Origin of the sequence: Streptomyces cinnamoneus (assembly GCF_014650495.1) — a bacterium.
Classification (GTDB): Bacteria; Actinomycetota; Actinomycetes; order Streptomycetales; family Streptomycetaceae; genus Streptomyces; species Streptomyces cinnamoneus.
In genome coordinates, this window is record NZ_BMVB01000022.1 from 1 (window position 1) to 21,086 (window position 21,086).

At 71.1% G+C, this 21,086-nt stretch carries 16 protein-coding genes; 5 read left to right on the forward strand and 11 right to left on the reverse strand.

Annotated features, from left to right (window positions below; all coding sequences use genetic code 11):
* From IE182_RS24915 to IE182_RS24940, 6 genes are all read right to left on the reverse strand, one after another.
* Positions 1-590 (reverse strand): ABC transporter ATP-binding protein (locus tag IE182_RS24915; protein WP_190112167.1); only part of this gene is annotated, 590 nt, incomplete at its 3' end.
* 11 nt (positions 591-601) lie between these two features.
* Positions 602-1,573, reverse strand: a complete 972-nt coding sequence (locus IE182_RS24920; protein ID WP_190112168.1) for an ABC transporter permease — start codon at positions 1,571-1,573, stop codon at positions 602-604.
* Complete coding sequence (locus IE182_RS24925; RefSeq protein ID WP_190112169.1) at positions 1,566-2,495, reverse strand: ABC transporter permease; 930 nt, start codon at positions 2,493-2,495, stop codon at positions 1,566-1,568. The genes IE182_RS24920 and IE182_RS24925 overlap by 8 nt, the downstream gene beginning before the upstream one ends.
* Before the next feature lie 142 nt (positions 2,496-2,637).
* Positions 2,638-4,257, reverse strand: a complete 1,620-nt coding sequence (locus tag IE182_RS24930; RefSeq protein WP_190112170.1) for a peptide ABC transporter substrate-binding protein — start codon at positions 4,255-4,257, stop codon at positions 2,638-2,640.
* A 575-nt stretch (positions 4,258-4,832) separates the two neighbouring features.
* A complete protein-coding gene (gene typA / locus IE182_RS24935; protein ID WP_190112171.1) occupies positions 4,833-6,737 on the reverse strand; it encodes a translational GTPase TypA in 1,905 nt (634 codons plus the stop codon).
* Positions 6,738-6,968: 231 nt separating this feature from the next.
* Positions 6,969-9,011 carry an ABC transporter family substrate-binding protein gene (locus IE182_RS24940; RefSeq protein ID WP_190112172.1) on the reverse strand — a complete coding sequence of 681 codons (2,043 nt, stop codon included), beginning with the start codon at positions 9,009-9,011 and terminating at the stop codon, positions 6,969-6,971.
* A 270-nt stretch (positions 9,012-9,281) separates the two neighbouring features.
* Between IE182_RS24940 and IE182_RS24945 the strand changes: the two genes are divergently transcribed.
* The 5 genes from IE182_RS24945 to IE182_RS24965 all read left to right on the forward strand — a co-directional run bounded on the left by IE182_RS24945 (position 9,282) and on the right by IE182_RS24965 (position 15,128).
* On the forward strand, positions 9,282-9,584 hold the full coding sequence (locus IE182_RS24945) for an Rv0250c family protein (protein ID WP_190112173.1): 303 nt from the start codon (positions 9,282-9,284) through the stop codon (positions 9,582-9,584).
* 54 nt (positions 9,585-9,638) lie between these two features.
* Complete coding sequence (sdhC, locus tag IE182_RS24950; RefSeq protein WP_190112174.1) at positions 9,639-10,481, forward strand: succinate dehydrogenase subunit SdhC; 843 nt, start codon at positions 9,639-9,641, stop codon at positions 10,479-10,481.
* 17 nt (positions 10,482-10,498) lie between these two features.
* Entirely contained in the window at positions 10,499-12,442 is a 1,944-nt protein-coding gene (locus IE182_RS24955; protein WP_190112175.1) for a fumarate reductase/succinate dehydrogenase flavoprotein subunit, read from the forward strand.
* On the forward strand, positions 12,439-13,209 hold the full coding sequence (locus IE182_RS24960; protein ID WP_190112176.1) for a succinate dehydrogenase/fumarate reductase iron-sulfur subunit: 771 nt from the start codon (positions 12,439-12,441) through the stop codon (positions 13,207-13,209). The genes IE182_RS24955 and IE182_RS24960 overlap by 4 nt, the downstream gene beginning before the upstream one ends.
* Before the next feature lie 158 nt (positions 13,210-13,367).
* On the forward strand, positions 13,368-15,128 hold the full coding sequence (locus tag IE182_RS24965) for a TPM domain-containing protein (protein ID WP_190112177.1): 1,761 nt from the start codon (positions 13,368-13,370) through the stop codon (positions 15,126-15,128).
* Positions 15,129-15,165: 37 nt separating this feature from the next.
* Here the strand turns inward: IE182_RS24965 and IE182_RS24970 are convergent, their stop codons facing one another.
* The 5 genes from IE182_RS24970 to IE182_RS24990 form a co-directional block, all read right to left on the reverse strand.
* Positions 15,166-17,736, reverse strand: a complete 2,571-nt coding sequence (locus IE182_RS24970) for a SpoIIE family protein phosphatase (RefSeq protein WP_373303611.1) — start codon at positions 17,734-17,736, stop codon at positions 15,166-15,168.
* 131 nt (positions 17,737-17,867) lie between these two features.
* Positions 17,868-18,287: an ATP-binding protein gene (locus IE182_RS24975; protein ID WP_190112178.1), complete on the reverse strand. Its 420-nt coding sequence runs from the start codon at positions 18,285-18,287 to the stop codon at positions 17,868-17,870.
* A gap of 161 nt (positions 18,288-18,448) precedes the next feature.
* On the reverse strand, positions 18,449-18,871 hold the full coding sequence (locus IE182_RS24980; protein ID WP_190112179.1) for a (deoxy)nucleoside triphosphate pyrophosphohydrolase: 423 nt from the start codon (positions 18,869-18,871) through the stop codon (positions 18,449-18,451).
* A 124-nt stretch (positions 18,872-18,995) separates the two neighbouring features.
* The gene (locus tag IE182_RS24985; protein WP_190112180.1) at positions 18,996-19,175 is read right to left on the reverse strand and encodes an SPOR domain-containing protein; all 180 of its coding nucleotides are present in this window, start codon (positions 19,173-19,175) and stop codon (positions 18,996-18,998) included.
* A 156-nt stretch (positions 19,176-19,331) separates the two neighbouring features.
* Complete coding sequence (locus tag IE182_RS24990; protein WP_190112181.1) at positions 19,332-20,975, reverse strand: APC family permease; 1,644 nt, start codon at positions 20,973-20,975, stop codon at positions 19,332-19,334.
* Between the last annotated feature and the right edge of the window lie 111 nt (positions 20,976-21,086).

Consider the following 21,086-nt stretch of genomic DNA (forward strand, 5'->3'; position numbering starts at 1 on the left):
ATGATCAGGTCCGGCTCCAGGGCCAGCGCCATCGCGATCATGATGCGCTGACGCATGCCACCCGAGAACTGGTGCGGGTAGTCGCTCACGCGCTGCTTGGCGGCGGGGATGCGGACCCGGTCCATCAGCTCGATGGCCTTGGCCTTGGCGTCCTTCTTGGACATGCCCTGGTGCACGCGGAACATCTCGCCGAGCTGGTAGCCGACGGTCAGGACCGGGTTCAGGGAGGACAGCGCGTCCTGGAAGATCATGGCGATCTTGCTGCCGCGGATCTTCCGGCGCTCCTCGGCGGACATCTTCAGCATGTCCTGGCCGCGGAAGAGGATCTCGCCCTGCGGGATCTTCCCCGGCGGCATGTCGAGGATGCCCATGATGGCCTGGGCGGTGACGGACTTGCCGGAGCCGGACTCGCCGAGCACGGCGAGCGTCTCGCCCGCGTTGACCGTGTAGTTGACGCCGTTGACGGCCTTGGCGACGCCGTCGCGGGTGTGGAACTCCACGTGCAGGTCGCGGACTTCGAGCAGCGGGGTGCCCTTGTCGCCGGCCTTGCGGGGCTCGGGGACCTTCGCGTTCTTCTCGATGGTGGTCACGTACGCCTCCCTCAGCGCAGCTTGGGGTCGAGGGCGTTGCGCACTGCATCGCCGAGCATGATGAAGGCCAGCACGGTGATCGAGACCATCAGCGCCGGGAAGAGCAGGACGTGCGGCGCGTTGCGCAGCTGGTCCTTGCCGGCCGAGACGTCGATGCCCCAGGAGATCGCCGGGTCGGCCAGGCCGATGCCGAGGTACGACAGCGTGGCCTCGGCGGCGATGTAGCCGCCGAGCGCGGTGGTTGCGACGATGATCACCGGCGCGACGGCGTTCGGCAGGATGTGGCGCAGCAGGATGCGGCCGGTGCCGGCGCCGAGCGCCTTGGCGGCCATCACGTAGTCCTGCTGCTTGATGGAGATCACCGAGCCGCGCATGACGCGGGCGATCTGGGTCCAGCCGAGGACGGCGAGGGCGGCGGAGACCACCCAGACCGTGCGCACCTCGAACGAGGTGAGGACGACCATGGCGCCCAGCAGGAACGGGATGCCCGCGAAGACGTCGGTCAGGCGGGAGAGCAGGCTGTCGGCCCAGCCGCCGAAGTAGCCGGCGAGCATGCCGACGAGGCCGCCGAAGAGGGTGACGGTGCCCGTGACGACGACACCGACGATCACGGAGGCGCGGGCGCCGTAGACCAGGCGCGCCCAGATGCTGCGGCCCTGGCCGTCGTAGCCGAGCCACTCGGGCGAGAAGACCTTGCCGTACTCGGGCTCCTTGAGGAAGGCCCCGGTCAGGTCGCCGTTGCGCGGCGAGGCGCTGGTGAACAGGCTCGGGAAGCAGGCCATCGTCAGCAGCAGCAGGATGAGGACCGCGGAGGCCACGAACAGCGGGTTGCGGCGCAGGTCGCCCCAGGCGTCGCTCCACAGGCTGCGCGGCTTGCCGACCGAACCGCCGCTTCCGCCGGCGCCGCCCGCGGTCGTCACGGTGCTCACGGTCGTCTCGGTGGCGGCTCCGGCCACGACGGCGCCCTCGGTTGCCTCAGGCATAACGGATCCTCGGGTCCAGGACCGCGTAAAGCAGGTCGACGATCAGGCTGGCGCAGAGATAGACGATGACGAGCAACGTGACGATGCCGACGACGGTCGAACCCTCGTGGCGGTTGAGGGCCTCGTAGATCTCGCGGCCGATGCCCTGGACGTTGAAGATGCCCTCGGTGACGACCGCGCCGCCCAGCAGGGCGCCCAGGTCGGTGCCGAGGAAGGTGACCACGGGGATCATCGAGTTGCGCAGCAGGTGGATGCCGACGACGCGGCGGCGCGGCAGGCCCTTGGCGACGGCCGTGCGGATGTAGTCGGCGCGCTTGTTCTCCGCGATGGAGGTGCGCGTCAGCCGGGTGACGTACGCCAGGGACAGCGAGCCGAGCACGATGGCGGGCATGAACAACTGCCCGAAGTCCTCGGAGTTCTGGACCGTCGGGGTGAGCCAGCCCAGCTTCATCGCGAAGATGAACTGGAAGAGGTAGCCGAGCACGAAGGACGGCACCGAGACCAGCAGCAGGGTGAAGAACAGCACGCCCTTGTCCAGCCAGCGGTCGGCCTTCAGGCCGGCCAGGACGCCGAGGCTGATGCCGACGACGACGGTGAAGACGAAGGCGAACAGCGCCAGTCGGAGGGTCACCGGAATCGCGTCGGCGATGACGTCGGCGACCGGCCGCTGGCTGGCGATCTGGGTGCCGAAGTCGCCCTGGAACAGTCCGCTGACGTAGTTCCAGTACTGCTGCCACAGCGGCAGGTCGAGCCCGAGATCGTGCTTGATCGAGGCGATCTGCGCCTCGTCGATGGCCTGTTCTCCCCACATGGCCCGCACCGGGTCACCGGGCAGGGCGTACATCATGAGGAAGATCAGCAAGGTTGACCCGATGAAGACCGGGATCATCTGGAGCAGTCGCCGCGCGACATAGCGCCCCATGGTGCCTCCATGTGGATACGACGGCACCGGGGACCGCTCGCGCAGTGCCGGGCACTGCGGGAGCGGTCCCCGGTACCTTCCCGCCCCGTACCGGCTTGCGGGGGATGCGGGGGAACCGGATGCGGGATGACTCCGCGACGGACTACTTGGGGGTGACTTCGGTCATGACGTAGTCACCGCGGTAGTCGACCACGACGTTGTCGGTCGTCTTGGAGTGTCCACCGTTGATCCGGTAGTTCCACAGCGGGATGGAGGGCATCTTCTGCACCATGGCCTTCTCGGCCTCCTGGTACAGCTTGACCGACTCCTCCAGGGTCTTGGCGTTGTCACCCTTCTCCATGAGCTCGTCGATGCCCTTGTCGGAGAAGCGGCCGCTGTTGGCCTCGGCGCCGGTCTTGTAGAGCTCACGCATGAAGTTGACGTTCAGCGGGTAGTCGGCGACCCAGCCACCGCGGTACATCGCCTTGACCTTGTTCTGGTCACGCAGGTCGAGGTCGGCCTGGAAGTCCGGCTTGGGGTCGGCGAGGCACTCGACGCCGGTGTTCTGGCGGATGTTCTCGCAGACGGCCGTGATCCACTCCTTGTGGCCGCCGTCGCCGTTGAACTGGATCCAGATCTTGTTGCCCGGAACGCCGCCGCCCTCCTTGATGAGGTCCTTGGCCTTCGCCGGGTCGAACTTGAAGACGTCGACGCCCAGGTCGCTCTGGTTGCCCTCGACACCGGGCGGGGTGAAGCTGGTGGCCGGCGTGCGGGTGCCGTTGAGGACCGTCTTGGTGATGGTCTGGCGGTCGATCGCCATCGACAGGCCCTGGATGACCTTCGGGTCGATGCCCTTGAAGGGCTCGCTGTAGAAGGCCGGGACGATGGACTGAACGGCCGCGTACGGCTTGTCGATCGCCCGGTCGCCCAGGTCGGACTTGTACTTGGGCAGGTCCTTGGGGCCGATCTGGCGGATCAGGTCGAGGTTGCCCGACATGAGCTCCTGGTAGGCGGCCTCGACCGTGGAGTACTGCTTGAACTGCACGCCCTTGTTCTTGGGCTTGTCGTCACCCTTGTAGCCGTCGTACGCGGCGACCTGGATGAGCTTCTTGTGGTCCCACTTCTCGAACTTGTAGGGGCCCTGGCCGACCGGCTTCTGGCCGAAGCCCTTCGGGTCCTTGAAGAACGCCTGCGGCTGCGGCATGAAGGGGACGTAGCCGAGCTTGTACTGGAAGTACGGGACCGGGTTCTTGAGCTCGACGCTGAGGGTCAGCTCGTCCTTGGCCGTCAGACCCGACATCTTGTCGGACTTGGGGTCACCCTTCTCGGGGTGGACGTCCTCGTAGCCCTTGATGTCGTTGAACCAGAGGCTGTTCTTCTGGTTGTTCTTGATGTTGGCGCCCCAGTTCCAGGCGTCGACATACGACTGGGCGGTGACCTTCTCGCCGTTGTGGAACGTCCAGCCCGACTTGAGCTTGATCGTCCACGTCTTGGAGTCCTCGGTGGTGATGGACTCGGCGGCGACGTTGAGGATCTTGCCCTTGTCGTCGAACTTCACGAGCGGCGAGTAGAGGGCGGTGATGACGTAGTGGCCCAGCGTCTCGTTGGTGTCCGTCGGGTAGAGCGGGTTCTGCGGCTCACCGACGTCGACCGACACGTAGCCCGCAGGCTTACCGCCGGAACCGGAACTGCTCTTGCTGTCTCCGCCGCCGTTGCAAGCGGTCGCGGCCATCGCAACGACGATGGCGCCAACGACCCACTTTGCGCTCTTGGCACCGCGCATGGGTATGCCTCCTCAAGAGTCCACAAATCACTACAAGAGAGGCACCGGCCCCACGCTGACACCCCTGACAGCGGAGACGGAACCGGCACCTTCAGTGTGCTCGTGAGTCGGCGCTCCCCACAGCGCGTGACCCATTGACCCGAGCTCAGTGAAGCCAACTATTAAGTACGTCCGTCCTGTAAACCACACTTAAAGGGTCTCGCTTTGGTCACATCGATCACCGACACAGGCCCAAAATATGGACAAAGCGATCGGAGACAGACACACGCGAAACGGACTGTTAACACAACATCCGGATTCACCGGACCGACTTCCGGACGGCCCGCCGGGAACGGACACAACCGGAAGGTCAGGATCCGCTTTTGACGGGACGATCGGCGGACGATCAGCGGTCAATCAGAGGGTGATCGGCGGGCGATCGGCGGGGCGATCAGCGGCACACGAGGCCGCCCGGACGGATCGCGTAGTCGCTCCCCCGCCCGGGAACGGCGACGGCCCGCCGTCCCCCGCCATGGTGGCGGGGGACGGCGGGCCGTCTGCGGCGCGGTGGGCATCGGCGCCCGGCGCGGTGGTCCTTAGCGCTTGGCGCGGGAAGCGGTGCGGCCGCGCTCCTTCTGGTCCAGGACGACCTTGCGGATGCGGACCGCCTCCGGGGTCACCTCGACGCACTCGTCGTCGCGGCAGAACTCCAGGGACTGCTCCAGCGACAGCTTGCGCGGCGGGACGATCGCCTCGAAGGAGTCGGCGGAGGAGGAGCGCATGTTGGTGAGCTTCTTCTCCTTGGTGATGTTGACGTCCATGTCGTCGGCGCGCGAGTTCTCGCCGACGATCATGCCCTCGTACACCTCGGTGCCCGGGTCGGTGAAGAGCACGCCGCGCTCCTGGAGGTTCGTCATCGCGAAGGCGGTGACGGCACCGGCGCGGTCGGCGACCAGCGAACCGTTGTTACGGGTCTTCAGCTCGCCGAACCACGGCTCGTGGCCCTCGTGGATGGAGTGGGCGATGCCGGTACCGCGGGTGTTCGTCAGGAACTCCGTGCGGAAGCCGATCAGACCACGGGACGGGACGACGAACTCCATGCGGACCCAGCCGGAGCCGTGGTTCGACATGTTGTCCATGCGGCCCTTGCGGGTGCCCATGAGCTGCGTGACCGCGCCCATGTGCTCCTCGGGGACGTCGACCGTGAGGCGCTCGACCGGCTCGTGCGTCTTGCCGTCGACCTCCTTGGTGACGACCTGCGGCTTGCCGATGGTCATCTCGAAGCCCTCACGGCGCATCTGCTCGACCAGGATGGCCAGCGCCAGCTCACCGCGGCCCTGCACCTCCCAGGCGTCGGGGCGCTCGGTGTCCAGGACGCGCAGCGAGACGTTACCGACCAGCTCGCGGTCCAGACGGTCCTTGACCTGGCGGGCGGTGACCTTGCGGTCCTTGACCGCGGACTTGGCGTCCGCGCCCTTGCCCGTGCCACCGCGGCCGACGAGCGGCGAGGTGTTGGTGCCGATGGTCATGGAGATCGCGGGCTCGTCGACCGTGATCAGGGGCAGCGCGACCGGGTTCTCCGGGTCGGCCAGGGTCTCACCGATCATGATGTCGGGGATACCGGCGACGGCGCAGATGTCACCGGGGCCGGCCACCTCGGCGGGCTTGCGGGTGAGGGCCTCGGTCATCATCAGCTCGGTGATGCGGACGTTGGAGATCGTGCCGTCACGCTTGATCCAGGCCACGGTCTGGCCCTTGCGCAGCTCGCCCTGCTCGACGCGGAGCAGCGCGATGCGGCCGAGGAAGTTGTCGGCGTCGAGGTTGGTGACGTGGGCCTGGAGCGGCGCGTCCTCCTCGTACGCCGGGGCCGGGACGTGCTCCAGGATCGTGGAGAAGAACGGCTCCAGGTTGGTGCTGTCCGCGGGGACGGTGCCGTCCTCCGGCTTGGTCAGCGAGGCGATGCCGTCACGGCCGCAGGCGTAGACGATCGGGAACTCGATCTGGTCCTCGTCCGCGTCCAGGTCCAGGAAGAGGTCGTACGTCTCGTTGACGACCTCGTCGATGCGGGAGTCCGGGCGGTCCGTCTTGTTGATGCAGAGGATGACCGGCTTCCGCTGCTGGAGCGCCTTGCGGAGCACGAAGCGGGTCTGCGGCAGCGGGCCCTCGGAGGCGTCCACCAGCAGCACGACCGCGTCCACCATCGACAGACCGCGCTCGACCTCGCCACCGAAGTCGGCGTGGCCGGGGGTGTCGATGATGTTGATCGTGATCGGGTCCCCGCCGTCCTTGGGGTGGTACTTCACCGCCGTGTTCTTGGCGAGGATCGTGATGCCCTTCTCACGCTCCAGGTCGTTCGAGTCCATGACGCGGTCGTCGACGGAGTCGAGCTGGTGGGCGGCGAAGGCGCCGGCCTGCTTGAGCATGGCGTCGACGATGGTCGTCTTGCCGTGGTCGACGTGGGCGACGATGGCGACGTTACGAATGTCGTGGCGCGTGGGCATACTGGCGGCGCTTCTCCCGGAATCGTGGATGGCGGCGCGTACGGTCCGGCACGCGCGCCCTGCCGGGCAGAACACGCCGCGGCCTCTTCCATGGTACGGGGCGCGGCCGCATTCGGCCGCCTCAGGCCAGTCCGGGCCCCTCTGACCTGCGGCTTTCGTCCGCAATCGGGGGGCGGGCCGGGTGCGATCGGTCCGCCCGGCGACGCATCGGCGGGAGGGTGGGGGAAGCCGTCAGCGCCGGTAGCCGATGTCCTGGTAACGCGGGCTGGCGAGACCGAAGGCCCCGGCATTCACGACCGTCCTGCGCGTCCCCACCAGCTCGGGTCGCTGGTACAGCGGGATCGATCCCGCCGCGGCCCAGATGCGGGCGTCAGCCCGGGCCATCAGGTCGTGCGAGGCGTCGGCGTCGAGCTCCGTCGACGCCTGGTCGAAGAGCCGGTCGATCTGGTCGGTGCCGACCCGGGTGTAGTTCTGCTCGACGATCAGCGATCCGTCCGGCGCCGGCTGCGGCTTGGCGAAGATCGGCCGGGCGTCGGTGGCCGGGAAGGCCCCGGTGGGCCAGCCGTAGAGGGCCAGGTCGAAGTCGCCGGAGGCGATGTGGTCCTTGAAGAAGGAGGCGTCGTCGACCTTGATGACCTCCGTGCGCACCCCGATGGCGTCGAGCTGGCGGGCGATGCGCTCGCCCACCGCGCGCAGCGGCTCGGCCCCGGCCCCCTTCGGCAGGACGAAGCGGAGGGTCAGCTTCTTGCCGTCCTTGTAGCGGGCCGGGGAGGCCCCGGCCTTGTCGCCGGTGTCGAGGGAGCCCTTGTCGTCGGTGCCCGTCTCGTCCTCCAGCCCGTCCACGTCGTCGTCGGTCCCGTCCGGGTCGTCGTCGTCATCCGCCGGCCGGCCCTTCGCCCTGACCCCGGGCGCGCTGCCCGCCGCCTTCTTCTGGGGCGCCGCGCCGTGGCCCGCCTTCCAGCCGGCGTCCGCCAGCAGGGCCTGGGCCGCCTTGGGATCCACGGAGCCGATCGCGCTGCTGGTGTCCTCGTACCCCTGCTGGCCGGCCACCAGGACGTGGCTGCCGAGCGGCTGGGCGGGCAGCCCCAGGGGCGCCAGGACGTACTCGGCGATGGCCTTGCGGTCGACGGCCCGGGCGATGGCCCGCCGGACGCGTTCGTCGGCGAGCGGTCCGGAGGCGCCGTTGAGGGCGAGCTGGGTGTAGGCGGGCTCCAGGGAGCGGCGTACGACCAGGCCGCGCAGGGCCGTCACATCGGCGGCGGCGGGCTTGTTCGCACCGTCCAGCCGGCCCTGGTCGGACCGCCCCTCCGCGCGGGCCGCGCCGGGGCTCGCGCCGGGCGGCGCGATGATGCCCGGGCGGCCCTTGTCGGAGCGGTCCTTCTTCGACGGAGTGTTCGCCTTCGTGATGCGCTCCGCGGCGCCCGGGGTGATCTCGGCGATGTCGACCTTCCCGCTCGCCAGTGCCGCGACCCGTTGCTCCGGCGGCACGGCCCGCAGCACGAGCCGGTCGAGCTTGGCCCGCTCGCCCCACCACCGGGGGTTGCGCACGAGCGTCAGCGTGCCCTGCTTGGCGTCGCGACCACCCACCGCGAAGGGCCCGGCGGCGAGCTTGAGCTCCTTGCGCGCCGAGTCGTTGAAGGCGCTGCCGCTGCCCATCACCGACCGGGGGTAGAGCGGGGTGAAGAGCGCGGCCCAGTCGGCGTGGTTCTTGGCGAAGGTGACCTTGACCTCCTGGGCGTTCGCACCGCGTTCGACCCGGTCGATCCGGTCGTAGCCGGCGTTGCGGGCCGTCCAGTACGCGCTGTCCTTGCCGCGCAGCGCCTTCCACTGGGCCTCGAAGTCGGCGGAGGTGATGGCGGTGCCGTTGCTCCAGACGGCCTTGGGGTTGAGCTTGTAGACCACGACCTGGCGCGGCTCGCGCTGCGTGACGGAGGCCGAGGCCAGGTAGTCGGGGTTGCGCTGCGGCCGGCCGCGGCCGTCGAGCGTGAAGAGGGTGGGCAGCACGGCGCCGGCGACCCGCTGGGACGCCTGGTCCGCATCCGCCTGGAAGGTGTTGTAGGTCGCGGGCAGCGCGTCGACGGCCCAGGTCAGGGTGCCCTTGTCGGCGACCTTGGAGCGCGGGGCCGCCGCGATGTCCTGGGGGGCGGCGGGGCCGTCGGCCTCGTCGTCGCCGGCGCCGCAGCCGGTGAGGAGCGGCAGCGGCAGGAGCAGGCCCGCGGTGAGCAGAACGGCGGAACGGAGGCGCGTACGGGACCGCGTGTGCTGGGACGACATGGGGCTACCTCCGCCGGTCCGGTCCAAGATCGTGCACAGACGGCGTCAACTGAAAGCGACGCCCCGCGCGGACGGGCGCCGACACGTCGCCCAGCGCCCGCACGCCACCCACCTGGGCGAACGCAGGGACGGCCAAAGGGGGTCGCAGCGAATGCGCTCCCGCGAAGCCGCGATCGGGACGGCTATCTTCCCCTGGAGGGGTGTGACGCGCGACACTCTCAGTCGCATGACCGGGCGCCACCCGCAACCCCCGACGCGGAAGGCCACATCATGTCCGTCAAAGAAGAACTGACTGCTGTTCAGCGGTGCCTCGACGACCTGGACCGCGCGATCGGGCGGCTGGAGAAGCACCTGGGCAAGGGTGTGCTGGACGTGCGGCGGCTGCGCACCGACGCCGGGCACCTGCGCGAGAGCCTCGCCCTGCTGCGGGCCGGCGCCCCCGCGGAACCCCCGCACGCCGGCCGGCCCGGCCTGACGCAGATGGTGCCCGTGCCCGACACCCCCTACGACGCCTCGCTGTGGGCGGGCGCCGAGGAGGAGGGGCTCGGCTCCCAGCACGGGCTCGTGCCCTGACCCGCGCCCCGGCCGCGGCCGGCCCCACCGTCCCCCTCCTTTCCGGAGCCCCCCTTGGCCACTGGTACCGATCCCGAAGTCTCCGCCGCCGCGGACGACCACCCCGCGCGCGGCGTCCACCACGCCTCGCGCGCCGCGATCCCCGCCCGCCACCTGCGCGCCGACCGCTGGTGGCTCACGCCGGCCGCGACCGCCGCCGGACTGCTGGCGTTCGTCGCCTACTCCACCTGGCGCGCGTTCGCCGGTGACGCCTACTACGCGGCGCCCTACGTCTCGCCGTTCTACTCCCCCTGCCTCGCGGCGAACTGCGTCGACATGAACGGCGGCGCGGACTGGGAGCTGGTCGGCTCGTGGTGGCGTCTGTCGCCCGCGCTGCTGATCCTGATCTTCCCGCTGGGCTTCCGGCTGACCTGCTACTACTACCGCAAGGCGTACTACCGGGGCTTCTGGGCCTCGCCCCCGGCCTGCGCGGTCCCGGAGCCGCACGCCACGTACACCGGCGAGACCCGCTTCCCGCTGATCCTGCAGAACGTCCACCGCTACTTCTTCTACTTCGCGGTGATCGTGGCGGGCATCCTCACCTACGACGCCGTCCTGGGCTTCCGCGACGCGGACGGCGCCTGGGGCCACATGGGGCTGGGCACGCTCGTCCTGCTCGCCAACATCGCGCTGATCTGGGCGTACACCCTCTCCTGCCACTCCTGCCGGCACATCGTGGGCGGCCGGCTGCGGAACTTCTCCAAGCACCCCGTGCGCTACCGCATGTGGGGCTGGGTCAGCGCGCTCAACGCCCGCCACATGCAGCTGGCGTGGGCCTCGCTGGTGAGCGTGGCGGTGGCCGACCTGTACGTGTACCTGGTCGCCAGCGGCGCCTTCGACGATCCGCGCTTCTTCTAGGAGAGGGACCCTTTCGAATGACACGGGTGGACCGGCAGTCCTGGGACGTCGTCGTGGTGGGCGCGGGGGGCGCCGGACTGCGTGCCGCCATCGAGGCGCGCGAACAGGGGCTGCGCTGCGCGGTCATCTGCAAGTCGCTGTTCGGCAAGGCCCATACGGTGATGGCGGAGGGCGGCATCGCCGCATCCATGGGCAACGTCAACCACAACGACAACTGGCAGGTGCACTTCCGCGACACCATGCGCGGCGGCAAGTTCCTCAACAACTGGCGGATGGCAGAGCTGCACGCCCAGGAGGCCCCGGACCGGGTCTGGGAGCTGGAGACCTGGGGCGCGGTCTTCGACCGCACGCCCGACGGGCGCATCTCCCAGCGCAACTTCGGCGGCCACGAGTACCCGCGCCTGGCGCACGTGGGTGACCGTACGGGCCTGGAGCTGATCCGCACCCTGCAGCAGAAGATCGTTTCGCTGCAGCAGGAGGACGAGCGGGAGTACGGCGACTACGAGGCCCGGCTGAAGGTCTTCCAGGAGTGCACGGTCACCCGGGTGCTGAAGGACAACCGGCGCGTGAGCGGCGTCTTCGGCTACGAGCGCGAGTCGGGGCGTTTCTTCGTCATCGAGGCCCCGGCGGTGGTGCTGGCCACCGGCGGCATCGGCAAGTCCTTCAAGGTGACGTCGAACTCCTGGGAGTACACCGGCGACGGGCACGCGCTGGCCCTGCTGGCCGGGGCCCGCCTGATGAACATGGAGTTCGTGCAGTTCCACCCGACGGGCATGGTCTGGCCGCCCTCCGTGAAGGGCATCCTCGTCACCGAGTCGGTGCGCGGTGACGGCGGGGTGCTGCGCAACAGCGAGGGCCGGCGGTTCATGTTCGACTACGTACCGGACGTCTTCAAGGAGAAGTACGCCGAGTCCGAGGCCGAGGGCGACCGCTGGTACACCGACCCCGACCACAACCGCAGACCGCCCGAGCTGCTCCCCCGCGACGAGGTGGCCCGCGCCATCAACGCCGAGGTCAAGGCGGGGCGGGGCTCCCCGCACGGCGGGGTGTTCCTGGACGTCTCCACCCGGATGCCGGCCGAGATGATCAAGCGGAAGCTGCCGTCCATGCACCACCAGTTCAAGGAGCTGGCGGACGTGGACATCACGGCCGAGCCGATGGAGGTCGGCCCGACCTGCCACTACGTGATGGGCGGCATCGAGGTCGACCCGGACACCGCCGCCGCGAGCGGGGTGCCCGGCCTCTTCGCGGCCGGCGAGGTCGCGGGCGGCATGCACGGCTCCAACCGGCTCGGCGGCAACTCCCTGTCCGACCTGCTGGTCTTCGGCCGCCGCGCGGGGCTGCACGCGGCCCGCTACGCGGCCGGCTTCGCCACCGGCGCCGCACCGGCCGTCGCGGACGCCGACGTCGAGCTGGCCGAGGCGGAGGCGCTGCGCCCGTTCGGCGCGGAGGGCGGTGTCCCGGGTGAGGAGGAGGGGGCGCCCGAGAACCCCTACACCCTCCACCAGGAGCTGCAGCAGGCGATGGGCGACCTGGTGGGCATCATCCGGCGGGCCCCGGAGATGGAGGAGGCGCTGCACCGCCTCGCCGGGCTGCGCGCCCGGGCCCGGCGGGCCGGGGTGGAGGGCCACCGCCAGTTCAACCCGGGCTGGCACCTGGCCCTGGACCTGCGCAACATGCTGCTGGTCAGCGAGTGCGTGGCGCGGGCGGCCCTGGAGCGCACGGAGAGCCGGGGCGGGCACACCCGCGACGACCACCCGGGGATGGACCGGCGGTGGCGGCGCGTGAACCTGGTCTGCCGGCTGGCCGACGAGTCCGCCCAGCAGGCCGTGACCGACTCGGCGCTGGGGCTGGTGCGCCTGGAGCGGTGCGAGACGCCGCCGATCCGGCCGGACCTGATGGCGCTCTTCGAGAAGGAAGAGCTGACGAAGTACCTGACCGACGAGGAGCTCACGTCATGAGTTATCAGGCCCGCTTCAAGGTGTGGCGGGGTGATGCGGACGGCGGCGGCCTCGCCGACTTCGAGGTGGCCGTCAACGAGGGCGAGGTCGTCCTCGACATCATCCACCGCCTGCAGGCGACCGCCGCGCCCGATCTGGCGGTGCGCTGGAACTGCAAGGCCGGCAAGTGCGGCTCGTGCAGCGCCGAGATCAACGGGCGGCCGCGGCTGATGTGCATGACCCGGATGTCGGTCTTCGACCCGGCGGAGACCATCACGGTCACGCCGATGCGGGCCTTCCCGGTGGTGCGGGACCTGGTGACGGACGTGTCGTACAACTACGCCAAGGCGCGCGAGGTCCCGGCCTTCGTGCCGCCGGCCGAGCTGGGGCCCGGGCAGTACCGGATGCAGCAGGAGGACGTCGGCCGCATCCAGGAGTTCCGCAAGTGCATCGAGTGCTTCCTGTGCCAGGACACCTGCCACGTGGTGCGCGACCACGAGGAGAACAAGGGCGCCTTCGCCGGGCCGCGCTTCCTGATGCGGGTGGCCGAGCTGGACATGCACCCGCTGGACGCGGCCGACGAGGCCGGCGTCGACCGCCGGCGCGGGGCCCGCGAGGACCACGGGCTGGGGTACTGCAACATCACCAAGTGCTGCTCGGAGGTCTGCCCCGAACACATCAAGATCACGGACAATGCGCTGATCCCGCTGAAGGAGCGGGTGGTCGACCGTTCGTACGACCCGCTGGTCTGGCTGGGCAACAAGATCCGCCGCCGGCAGGGCACGTAGCGCGGGGGTGGTGTGCGGCCCCGGGAGCGCTGCGCCCCCGGGGCGCACAGCCGCCCGGGCGTGCCGTCCGGGACTGCGGAAACGGGCGTGAACACGCTGCGTAGAACCCTCCTCCCTCCCGGTAGCGGATCGGCCAATCCGGTCATACTCTCCAAAATGTGACGCGGCTTTCCTGGTGGTGGGGGCCGAGGGCGCCCAGCTGGGCCATGATCAGCGCCCTCCTCGCGCTGTGCGCCTTCCTGATTCCCCCCGCGCCCGCCGCGCGCGCCGACACGCCCCTCGACCTGGACGCCTCCGGCCGGATCACCGACACCGTCGGCGCCCTCGGCCGCCGCCGCGGGCAGGTCGAGGCCGCGCTGGAGCGCCTGCACGCCTCCCAGCACATCCAGCTCTACGTCACCTACGTCCGTGACTTCTCCGGTCGCCCCGGACGCGGCTGGGCGGACGCCACCGCCGACCGCAACGGGCTCGGCCCCCGCGCCGTGCTGCTGGCCATCGCCACCCATGCGCGCCAGTACGCCGTCTCCGCCGACAAGGGCTCCGGCTTCCGCAAGGCCCAGCTCAAGGAGGTCGCCACCACGGCCATCGAGCCCGCGCTCGCCCAGCACGACTGGGCCGGCGCGGCCGTCGGCGCCGCCGACGGCTACCGGGCCGTCCTGCAGGGCGAGCCGGTCCGCACGCCCGTCATCCGTCCCGGCGCCGCCGACCCCGGCGGTGACGGCCTCGTCCCCGGCGAGCAGGGCGTCTGGGTGCCGATCGCCGGGGGCATCGCCCTGTGCCTGACAGGGCTGTACGCCTGTTCCCGGCGGTCGCGGCGCGCGCGGGCCGCCCGGCGGCGCCGGGCCGCGGCACGGGACCACCCGGTCCTCGCCGCCACCACGCGGCCCGGGTTCACCCGGATGGTCCAGCCCCTCACCCCGTTGCCGGAACTGGCCGCCGAGGCGGCGGTCAACCTCGTCTGCACCGACGACGCGGTCCGCACGAGCGCGGAGGAGCTGGTCTTCGCGACGGCCCAGCTGGGCGAGGCGGCCACCCGGCCGTTCGCGGAGGCCGTGGACTGGGCCCGGGGCGAGCTGGCCGACGCCTTCCGGCTGCGGCAGCGGCTGGACGACTCGCCCTTCGTGGACCAGGACATACGCCGGCACATGCTGGACGAGATCTGCTCGCGCTGCACCAGCGCCAACCGGCGCCTCGACGCGGAGTCGGCGGCCTTCGACCGGCTGCGCGACCTCAAGGCCAACGGCGCCCTGATCCTCGCCCAGGCCGAGGCGATGGCCCGCACCATCGCGCCGCGCGTCGCCACCGCCGAGGCGGTCCTGGCCGCCCTCGCCCCCTACCGGCCGGACCACGTCCTCGCCCCCGTCGCCGCCCACCCCGGCGAGGCCCGCGACCGCCTGGCCTTCGCCGACACCGCCCTCGCCGAGGCCCACGCCGCGATCACCACGAACGACACCGACCACGCCGCGGTCTCCCTGCGGGCCGCCGAGGCCGCCCTCTCCCAGGCCCGCACCCTCACCTCCGCCGTGCTGCGCCACACGCACGGCCTCACCACGACGAACGTGCCGGCCGGCCCGGCGCGCGCGGTGCTCGTCGCCCGCGCCGAGGTGTCGGCGGCGCGCGACTACATCGCCACGCACCGGGGCGCGATCGGGTGCCGGGCGCGGACGCGGCTGGCGGAGGCGGAGCGGCTGCTGGCACGCGTGACGGGCCCCGCGGCGGCCGCGGAGGCCCTCCGGGCCGCCGAGCTGGCCCAGGAGGCCCGTGCGCTGGCCGGGGAGAACGTCACGGAGTACGACGCCCCGACGGCCCCGCACCCCACCCGCATCCTGGGCGGCGCCCTGCTGGGCGGCATCATCCTGGCGGGCCTGCTGCCGGCCACGTTCGGCGGCGGGGCGACGCGGGGCCGGCTGGCGCGCTGAACCCGCCGGCCCCGGCCGGAGCGGCCGCCTCGGCAGGTCAGTACAGGCTCAGCAGCGCCTCCACCGCGTCCGGGGCCGGCGACTCGCCGTCCGGGAGCCCCAGTTCGAACCAGACCGTCTTGCCGTGCGGAATGCGGCGGCTGCCCCAGGCGGCGCTGAGCAGCCCGACCAGCTGCAGGCCCCGCCCGCCCTCGTCCGTGTCGCGGGCACGGCGGCGCCGGGGCTGGACGTGGCCGCCGTCCCACACCTCGCACACCAGCGTGCGGTCCAGCAGCAGCCGCAGCCGGATCTCGCCCTCCCCGTACCGCAGGGCGTTGGTGACGAGCTCGCTGACCAGCAGCTCGGTGGTGTCGACCAGATCCGTGAGCTCCCAGGTCTCCAGCTGCTCGCGGGCCAGCTCCCGGGCGCGGGCGACCGAGCGCGGCTCCGGCGGGAGCGTCCAGTCGCCGACGCATCCCTCGCTCAGGCCCCGCAGGCGGGCCATCAGCAGGGCGATGTCGTCCTCGCCGTGGTGGGTGTCCAGGGCGCTCAGGACGTGGTCGCAGACGTCCTCCAGCGGCCGCTCCGGGTCGGTGAGGGCGTCGCGGAACGCCTGGAGGCCCTCGTCCAGGGGATGGTCGCGGGACTCGACGAGGCCGTCGGTGTAGAGGGCGAGCAGCGCGCCGTCCGGCAGCTCGATCTCGGTCTCCTCGAACGGCTCGCCGCCCACGCCCAGCGGCATGCCGGGCGGCACGTCCAGGAGCATGGCGGGCTCGCCCGCCTCGACGAGGACCGGCGGCAGGTGGCCGGCGTTGGCGACGGTGCAGCGCCGGGTGACGGGGTCGTAGACGGCGTAGACGCAGGTCGCCAGGTAGACCTCGGAGAGGTCGGCGGGACGGACGCTGCCGCGCACCCCGCGCGAGGCGGACTGCTTGCCGCCGGGCCGGCCGAGGCCGTGGGCGATCTCGTCGAGCGCGGAGAGGACCTCCGCCGGCTCCAGGTCGAGCATGGCCAGGGTGCGCACGGCGGTGCGCAGTTCGCCCATGGCGACGGCGGCGCGCAGCCCGCGGCCCATGACGTCGCCGACGACGAGCGCCGTGCGGTGGCCGGGCAGCTCGATGACGTCGAACCAGTCCCCGCCGACCTCCGTCGCGGCGTTGCCCGGCAGGTAGCGGCAGGCGATCTCGACGCCGGCGGCCTCCGGGTCGCCCGGGGGCAGCAGGCTGCGCTGGAGGATGAGGGCGCGCTCGTGCTCGCGCCGGTAGAGGCGGGCGTTGTCGATGCAGACGGCGGCCCGTGCGGCGAGCTCGACGGCCAGGGCGGTGTCCCGCTCGCCGAAGGGCTCGCTGCCCTTGGTGCGGGAGAACTGGGCGAGGCCCACGACCGTGTCCCGCGCGACCATCGGCACCGCCAGGGTGGACTGCACGACCGCGCCCAGCTCCGAGCCGCCCTCCTCGCCCTCGCGGCCGGGGACGACCTGGACGTGCGCCGTGCGCAGCGCCTGGGCGCAGGGCGAGTGGAAGGGGTAGCGGTGCACCTCGCCGACCTGGATGGGCTTGTCGTCGGGGTCGACCGGCGCCCCGGAGACGGCGCTGGAGTACGCCACGCGGCGCAGCTCGGCGCTGCCGTCCGCGAGGCCGGGCGGGGCCTCGTCGCCGGCCAGCAGGCCCTGGTAGAGGTCGACGGAGGCCAGGTCGCAGAACTGCGGGACGGCGACGTCGAGGAGTTCGCGGGCGGTGGTCTCCAGGTCGAGGGAGTTGCCGATGCGCGCGCCCGCCTCGTTGAGGAGGGCCAGGTTGCGCCGGACGCCCGCAGCCTCCCGCTCGGCACGGCGGCGGCCGGTGACGTCGGTGGCGATGGCGGCCACGCCGATCGGCCGTCCGCTGCCGCTGTGCAGCCGGTACAGGGCCACGGACCAGCGGCGCCGCTCGGTGTGCCCGGGCACCGGCCCGACGAGCTGAATGTCCGCCACGGGCCTGCCGGTGTCGAGGACTTGGCGCAGGGCGGCGGTCAGCCGCTCCGCCTCGGTGCGGGGCAGGAAGTCGTGCGGGGTGCGGCCGCGGTGCCAGGCGGCGGGGCGGCCGAAAGTCTGGGCGAAACTCTCGTTGACGCGCAGCAGCGTCAGGTCCGTGCCGAAGAAGAAGAAGCCGAGCGGAGATTGGCCGAAAACGGCTTCCGAGGCGGCGATGTCCGTCTCTATTCCGCGCAGCGCCCGGACGTCGACGGCCACGCAGAGCGCGGCGCGGTCGCCGGCGGCGTTCTCACTGGGCATCACATAGATCTCGGCCAGGCCGCTGTGGCGCTCGCCGCGCTGGTACGGGACGAGGCCGGTCCACGCCCGGCCGTCGAGGCCGCCCTCGGCGAGGAAGGGTGCGCCGGTGCGCGGCGACCCCTGGTGCACGTCGGCGGGGGCGAACACCTCAAGGGGGTCCTTGCCGACGGCGTGACGGGCCGTTATCCCGAAGAGTTCGGCGGCCCGTTCGCTCCATTGCTCGATCCTGCCGTCGGAGCCGAGGGAGAAGGACGCCACGCGGATGTAGTCGTAGAGGGAGCCGGGCGGACTGTTCTGCCACAGCGTGGCGTCCGTACCCTCTGGCCTGCCCGCAGTACCCGCTGGCTTTTCGCTCACGTGCCCGTCCCCTCCGGCTCATGTGCTCGCACCGGCATCAGAAGGCCGAGTATCCAGCACAGGGGCCCTTCGGAACACGGACTTCACGATCACAGCACGGTCTCATCCCGCTATGTCTCCTCCCCGGGTTACTAACCGGGCAGGCTCAGCTCGAACCACACTGTCTTGCCGGTGGTGCCGGGGCGGGTCCCCCAGCGCCTGGAGGCCAGGGCCACCAGTTGCAGTCCGCGTCCGCCCTCGTCGTCGGCGCCGGCGACGCGTTCGCGGGGCAGGTCGGGCAGGGGGTCGGAGACCTCGACGAGGAGGGTGGGGCCGGCGTGGGAGTACATGCGCACGCCGATCGGCCCGCTGGCGTAGCGCAGGGAGTTGGTGACGAGCTCACTGACCAGCAGGACCGTCACGTCGGTGACGCCGTCGAGCCCCCACTCGCGCAGGGTGTCGCGCACCAGGGTGCGGGCGGTGCGCACGGCGCCGGCCTCGGCGGGGAAGCTCCACTCGGCGAAGCCGGGCGTCCATGCCAGGGTCCCTGCGCTCTCGCTCACGCCGACCACTTCCCAGACCGCTGCGACCCCACCGTCATGTCCGGCTTTGGGGATAATAATCAGCACATACCCGGTATGGGGGCTTGCCTATCTTCCCCGCCGGGCTCTGTCCGTCGCGGGTGCCGCATTCGGCGTAGGCGCATCTGCGCACGAAGTGGAGGCGCCGCAGGTCAGCGGGGGCCAGGGGGAACGGCGTCCGCGGCGGCGAGCAGCCCTGCGGCCAGCGCCACGGCGGGGCGGTCCTGCTCCAGCCAGTCGACCTCGTCGATCCGGTCGGGGGTGAGCCAGCGCAGCTCGTCGTGGTCCTCAAGAGGGCGGGGCTCCCCCGCCAGCAGCCGGGCCGTCCAGACCTGGAGGACGTAGCCGGGCTTGAGGGGCCATTCCCCCTCGATGCGCTCCAGCGGCTCGGCCTCGATGCCGAGCTCCTCGCGCAGCTCCCGGACGAGCGCCTCCCGGGGCGTCTCGCCGGCTTCCATCTTGCCGCCGGGCAGTTCCCAGCGGCCGGCCAGCTCGGGAGGGGCGCTGCGCCGCGCGGCCAGCAGCCGCCCCCGGTCGAACACCGCTCCGCCCACCACCACACGCACCGTCGTCATGGAGGCCAAGCCTACGGTGCGGGGCAGCGGACCCGGGACGGCGCCGGGCCTGGGAAGGCGCCGCCCCGGGGGCGCACACCTGGAGAAGTCGCGCGCCTCGCGCGCCGGCCTCCCCAGGAAGCGGCTAGGTGACCGCGCGGCCGACCCTCTCGACTATGTAGAGCTGCTGGCGCCCGTGGGCGTCCAGCCGGTCGGCCACGCGCTCGGCTTCCGTTCTGGTGGCGTAGCGCCCGACGCGGTAGCGGTTGCCGTTCTCGTCCTGGCGGATGACCAGCCAGGGCAGGACCGGTCCGGTGTCAGTCATCGTTCCTGCCCTCCCGCCGTCGCCGCGCGCACCGGCGCACGCCCTTCGGTGACTTCCGAAGAAACCGCAGTCCGCATATGCCCGAGCGTACGCCCGACCTTTACGCAGCGGATACGGGTTTTCACGAAGAGGTACGCATTCGGCCACCCGTAAGGGTTACGTGGCCTTCGCCAGCTCCGCTTCGTCGGCCTCCTCGGCCACGGGAGCCTCGGCCATCTCCTTCTCGACCTGGACGAGCGTCGGGTTGCGCCAGGCGCTCTGCACGCCCCACGCGTAGAAGGCGAGGGCGATCAGGACAACGACCACGATGTCCCAGCCCGGGGCGAGGTAGCCCTTGCCGCCGAACTCGGTGCCGCCGGCCCACGAGACGAACGCCATGACCAGCAGGTAGGTCACCATCCAGGCGCCGGCCTGCAGGTGCGGCTTCAGCTCGGCCCAGGGCTTGCGCAGCTCGTACCAGGCCCAGATCGGCAGGCCGATGGCCATGATGAAGATGACCTTGCCCGTGAGCGGCCAGCGGGCCCAGTACATGACCAGGGAGCCGAAGATCATCGCGATGGGGGCGATGACCGGCATGGCCTTGAGCTTGACCGGGCGCTTCATGTCCGGCGCGATGCGGCGCAGCGACATCACGGCGACGGGGCCGGTGATGTACGAGATGACCGTGGCCACACCGACGATCTCGGCGATCGAGCCCCAGCCGCGGAAGACGGCCAGGAAGACGAAGGAGATCACGAGGTTGAGCAGCAGGGCCGGCTTCGGGACACCGGTCTTGGGGTCGACCTTGCCGAAGACCTTCGGCAGGTGGCCGTTCTCCTGGACGCCGTTGATCATGCGCGAGGTGGTGGCCGCGTAGATCATGCCGGTGCCCGAGGGGGAGATGAAGGCGTCCGCGTAGAGCAGCAGCGCCAGCCAGTTCAGGCCCCAGGTGATGGAGAGGTCCGCCAGCGGGGACTTGTAGGCCAGGGTGTTCCAGCCGCCGGAGAGGTCCGCGGCGGGGACGGCCATCAGGAAGGCGACCTGCAGCGCGATGTAGATGACCAGCGCGATCAGGATGGAGCCGACGACGGCCTTCGGCAGCGACTTGCCGGGGTTGCGGGCCTCGGCGGCCATGTTGAGCGGCGACTGGAAGCCGTTGAAGGCCCAGACGATGCCCGCGACGGCGACGGCGCTGAAGACGGCGCTCCAGCCGTTGGGGGCGAAGCCGCCGTGGGCGGAGCCGACGTTGCTGGTGTCGAAGTGCGCGAAGATCAGCGCGCCCGCGGTCAGCGCCGGCACCACGACCTTGAACACGGTGATCGCGTTGTTCGTCTTGGCGAACAGGGTGATCGCGAACCAGTTCAGGAAGAAGTAGAAGACCACCAGGACGCTGGCGGCCGCGAGGCCGGTGCCGGTGAGCTCCTTGCCGTCGAAGAGCTTGCCCGCCCAGTCGAACTTCCACGAGCTCATGTACTGGATCGACGCGGTGGCCTCGCCGGGAATGACGGAGACGATCGCGATCCAGTTGGCCCAGGCGGCCATGTAGCCGGCCAGCGAGCCGTGCGAGAACTGGCCGTACCGCACCATGCCGCCGGCCTTCGGGAACATCGAGCCGAGCTCGGTGTAGGTCAGCGCGATGGTCAGCGCCACGATGGCGCCGATGACCCAGGCAAAGATGGCGGCCGGGCCGGCCAGCACGGCGGCACGCTCGGCACCGAACAGCCAGCCGGAGCCGATGATCGACCCGAGGCCGACGGCGGTCAGAGCCGTCGTGCCGAGGGTCCGGCGGTAATTCGAGTGGGAACCCTGTTCGGTGCTCAAACCCCGGATCTCCTTTTCCTTCTACTCCCCCACGGGCAGGACGCAAACCGCGCCATCGTACGGGCGATTTGGCCGAGTTGGTTCTGCCAAAAGGCCCTGACCTGGGACGAT

Bases quoted from the DNA above. Each gene is read 5' to 3' on its own strand.
- IE182_RS24920 (WP_190112168.1), bottom strand. From the start codon at position 1,573: ATGCCTGAGGCAACCGAGGGCGCCGTCGTGGCCGGAGCCGCCACCGAG.
- IE182_RS24960 (WP_190112176.1), top strand. From the start codon at position 12,439: ATGAGTTATCAGGCCCGCTTCAAGGTGTGGCGGGGTGATGCGGACGGC.
- IE182_RS24930 (WP_190112170.1), bottom strand. From the start codon at position 4,257: ATGCGCGGTGCCAAGAGCGCAAAGTGGGTCGTTGGCGCCATCGTCGTT.
- typA (WP_190112171.1), bottom strand. From the start codon at position 6,737: ATGCCCACGCGCCACGACATTCGTAACGTCGCCATCGTCGCCCACGTC.
- IE182_RS24985 (WP_190112180.1), bottom strand. From the start codon at position 19,175: ATGACTGACACCGGACCGGTCCTGCCCTGGCTGGTCATCCGCCAGGAC.
- IE182_RS24925 (WP_190112169.1), bottom strand. From the start codon at position 2,495: ATGGGGCGCTATGTCGCGCGGCGACTGCTCCAGATGATCCCGGTCTTC.
- IE182_RS24940 (WP_190112172.1), bottom strand. From the start codon at position 9,011: ATGTCGTCCCAGCACACGCGGTCCCGTACGCGCCTCCGTTCCGCCGTT.
- IE182_RS24955 (WP_190112175.1), top strand. From the start codon at position 10,499: ATGACACGGGTGGACCGGCAGTCCTGGGACGTCGTCGTGGTGGGCGCG.
- IE182_RS24945 (WP_190112173.1), top strand. From the start codon at position 9,282: ATGTCCGTCAAAGAAGAACTGACTGCTGTTCAGCGGTGCCTCGACGAC.
- IE182_RS24980 (WP_190112179.1), bottom strand. From the start codon at position 18,871: ATGACGACGGTGCGTGTGGTGGTGGGCGGAGCGGTGTTCGACCGGGGG.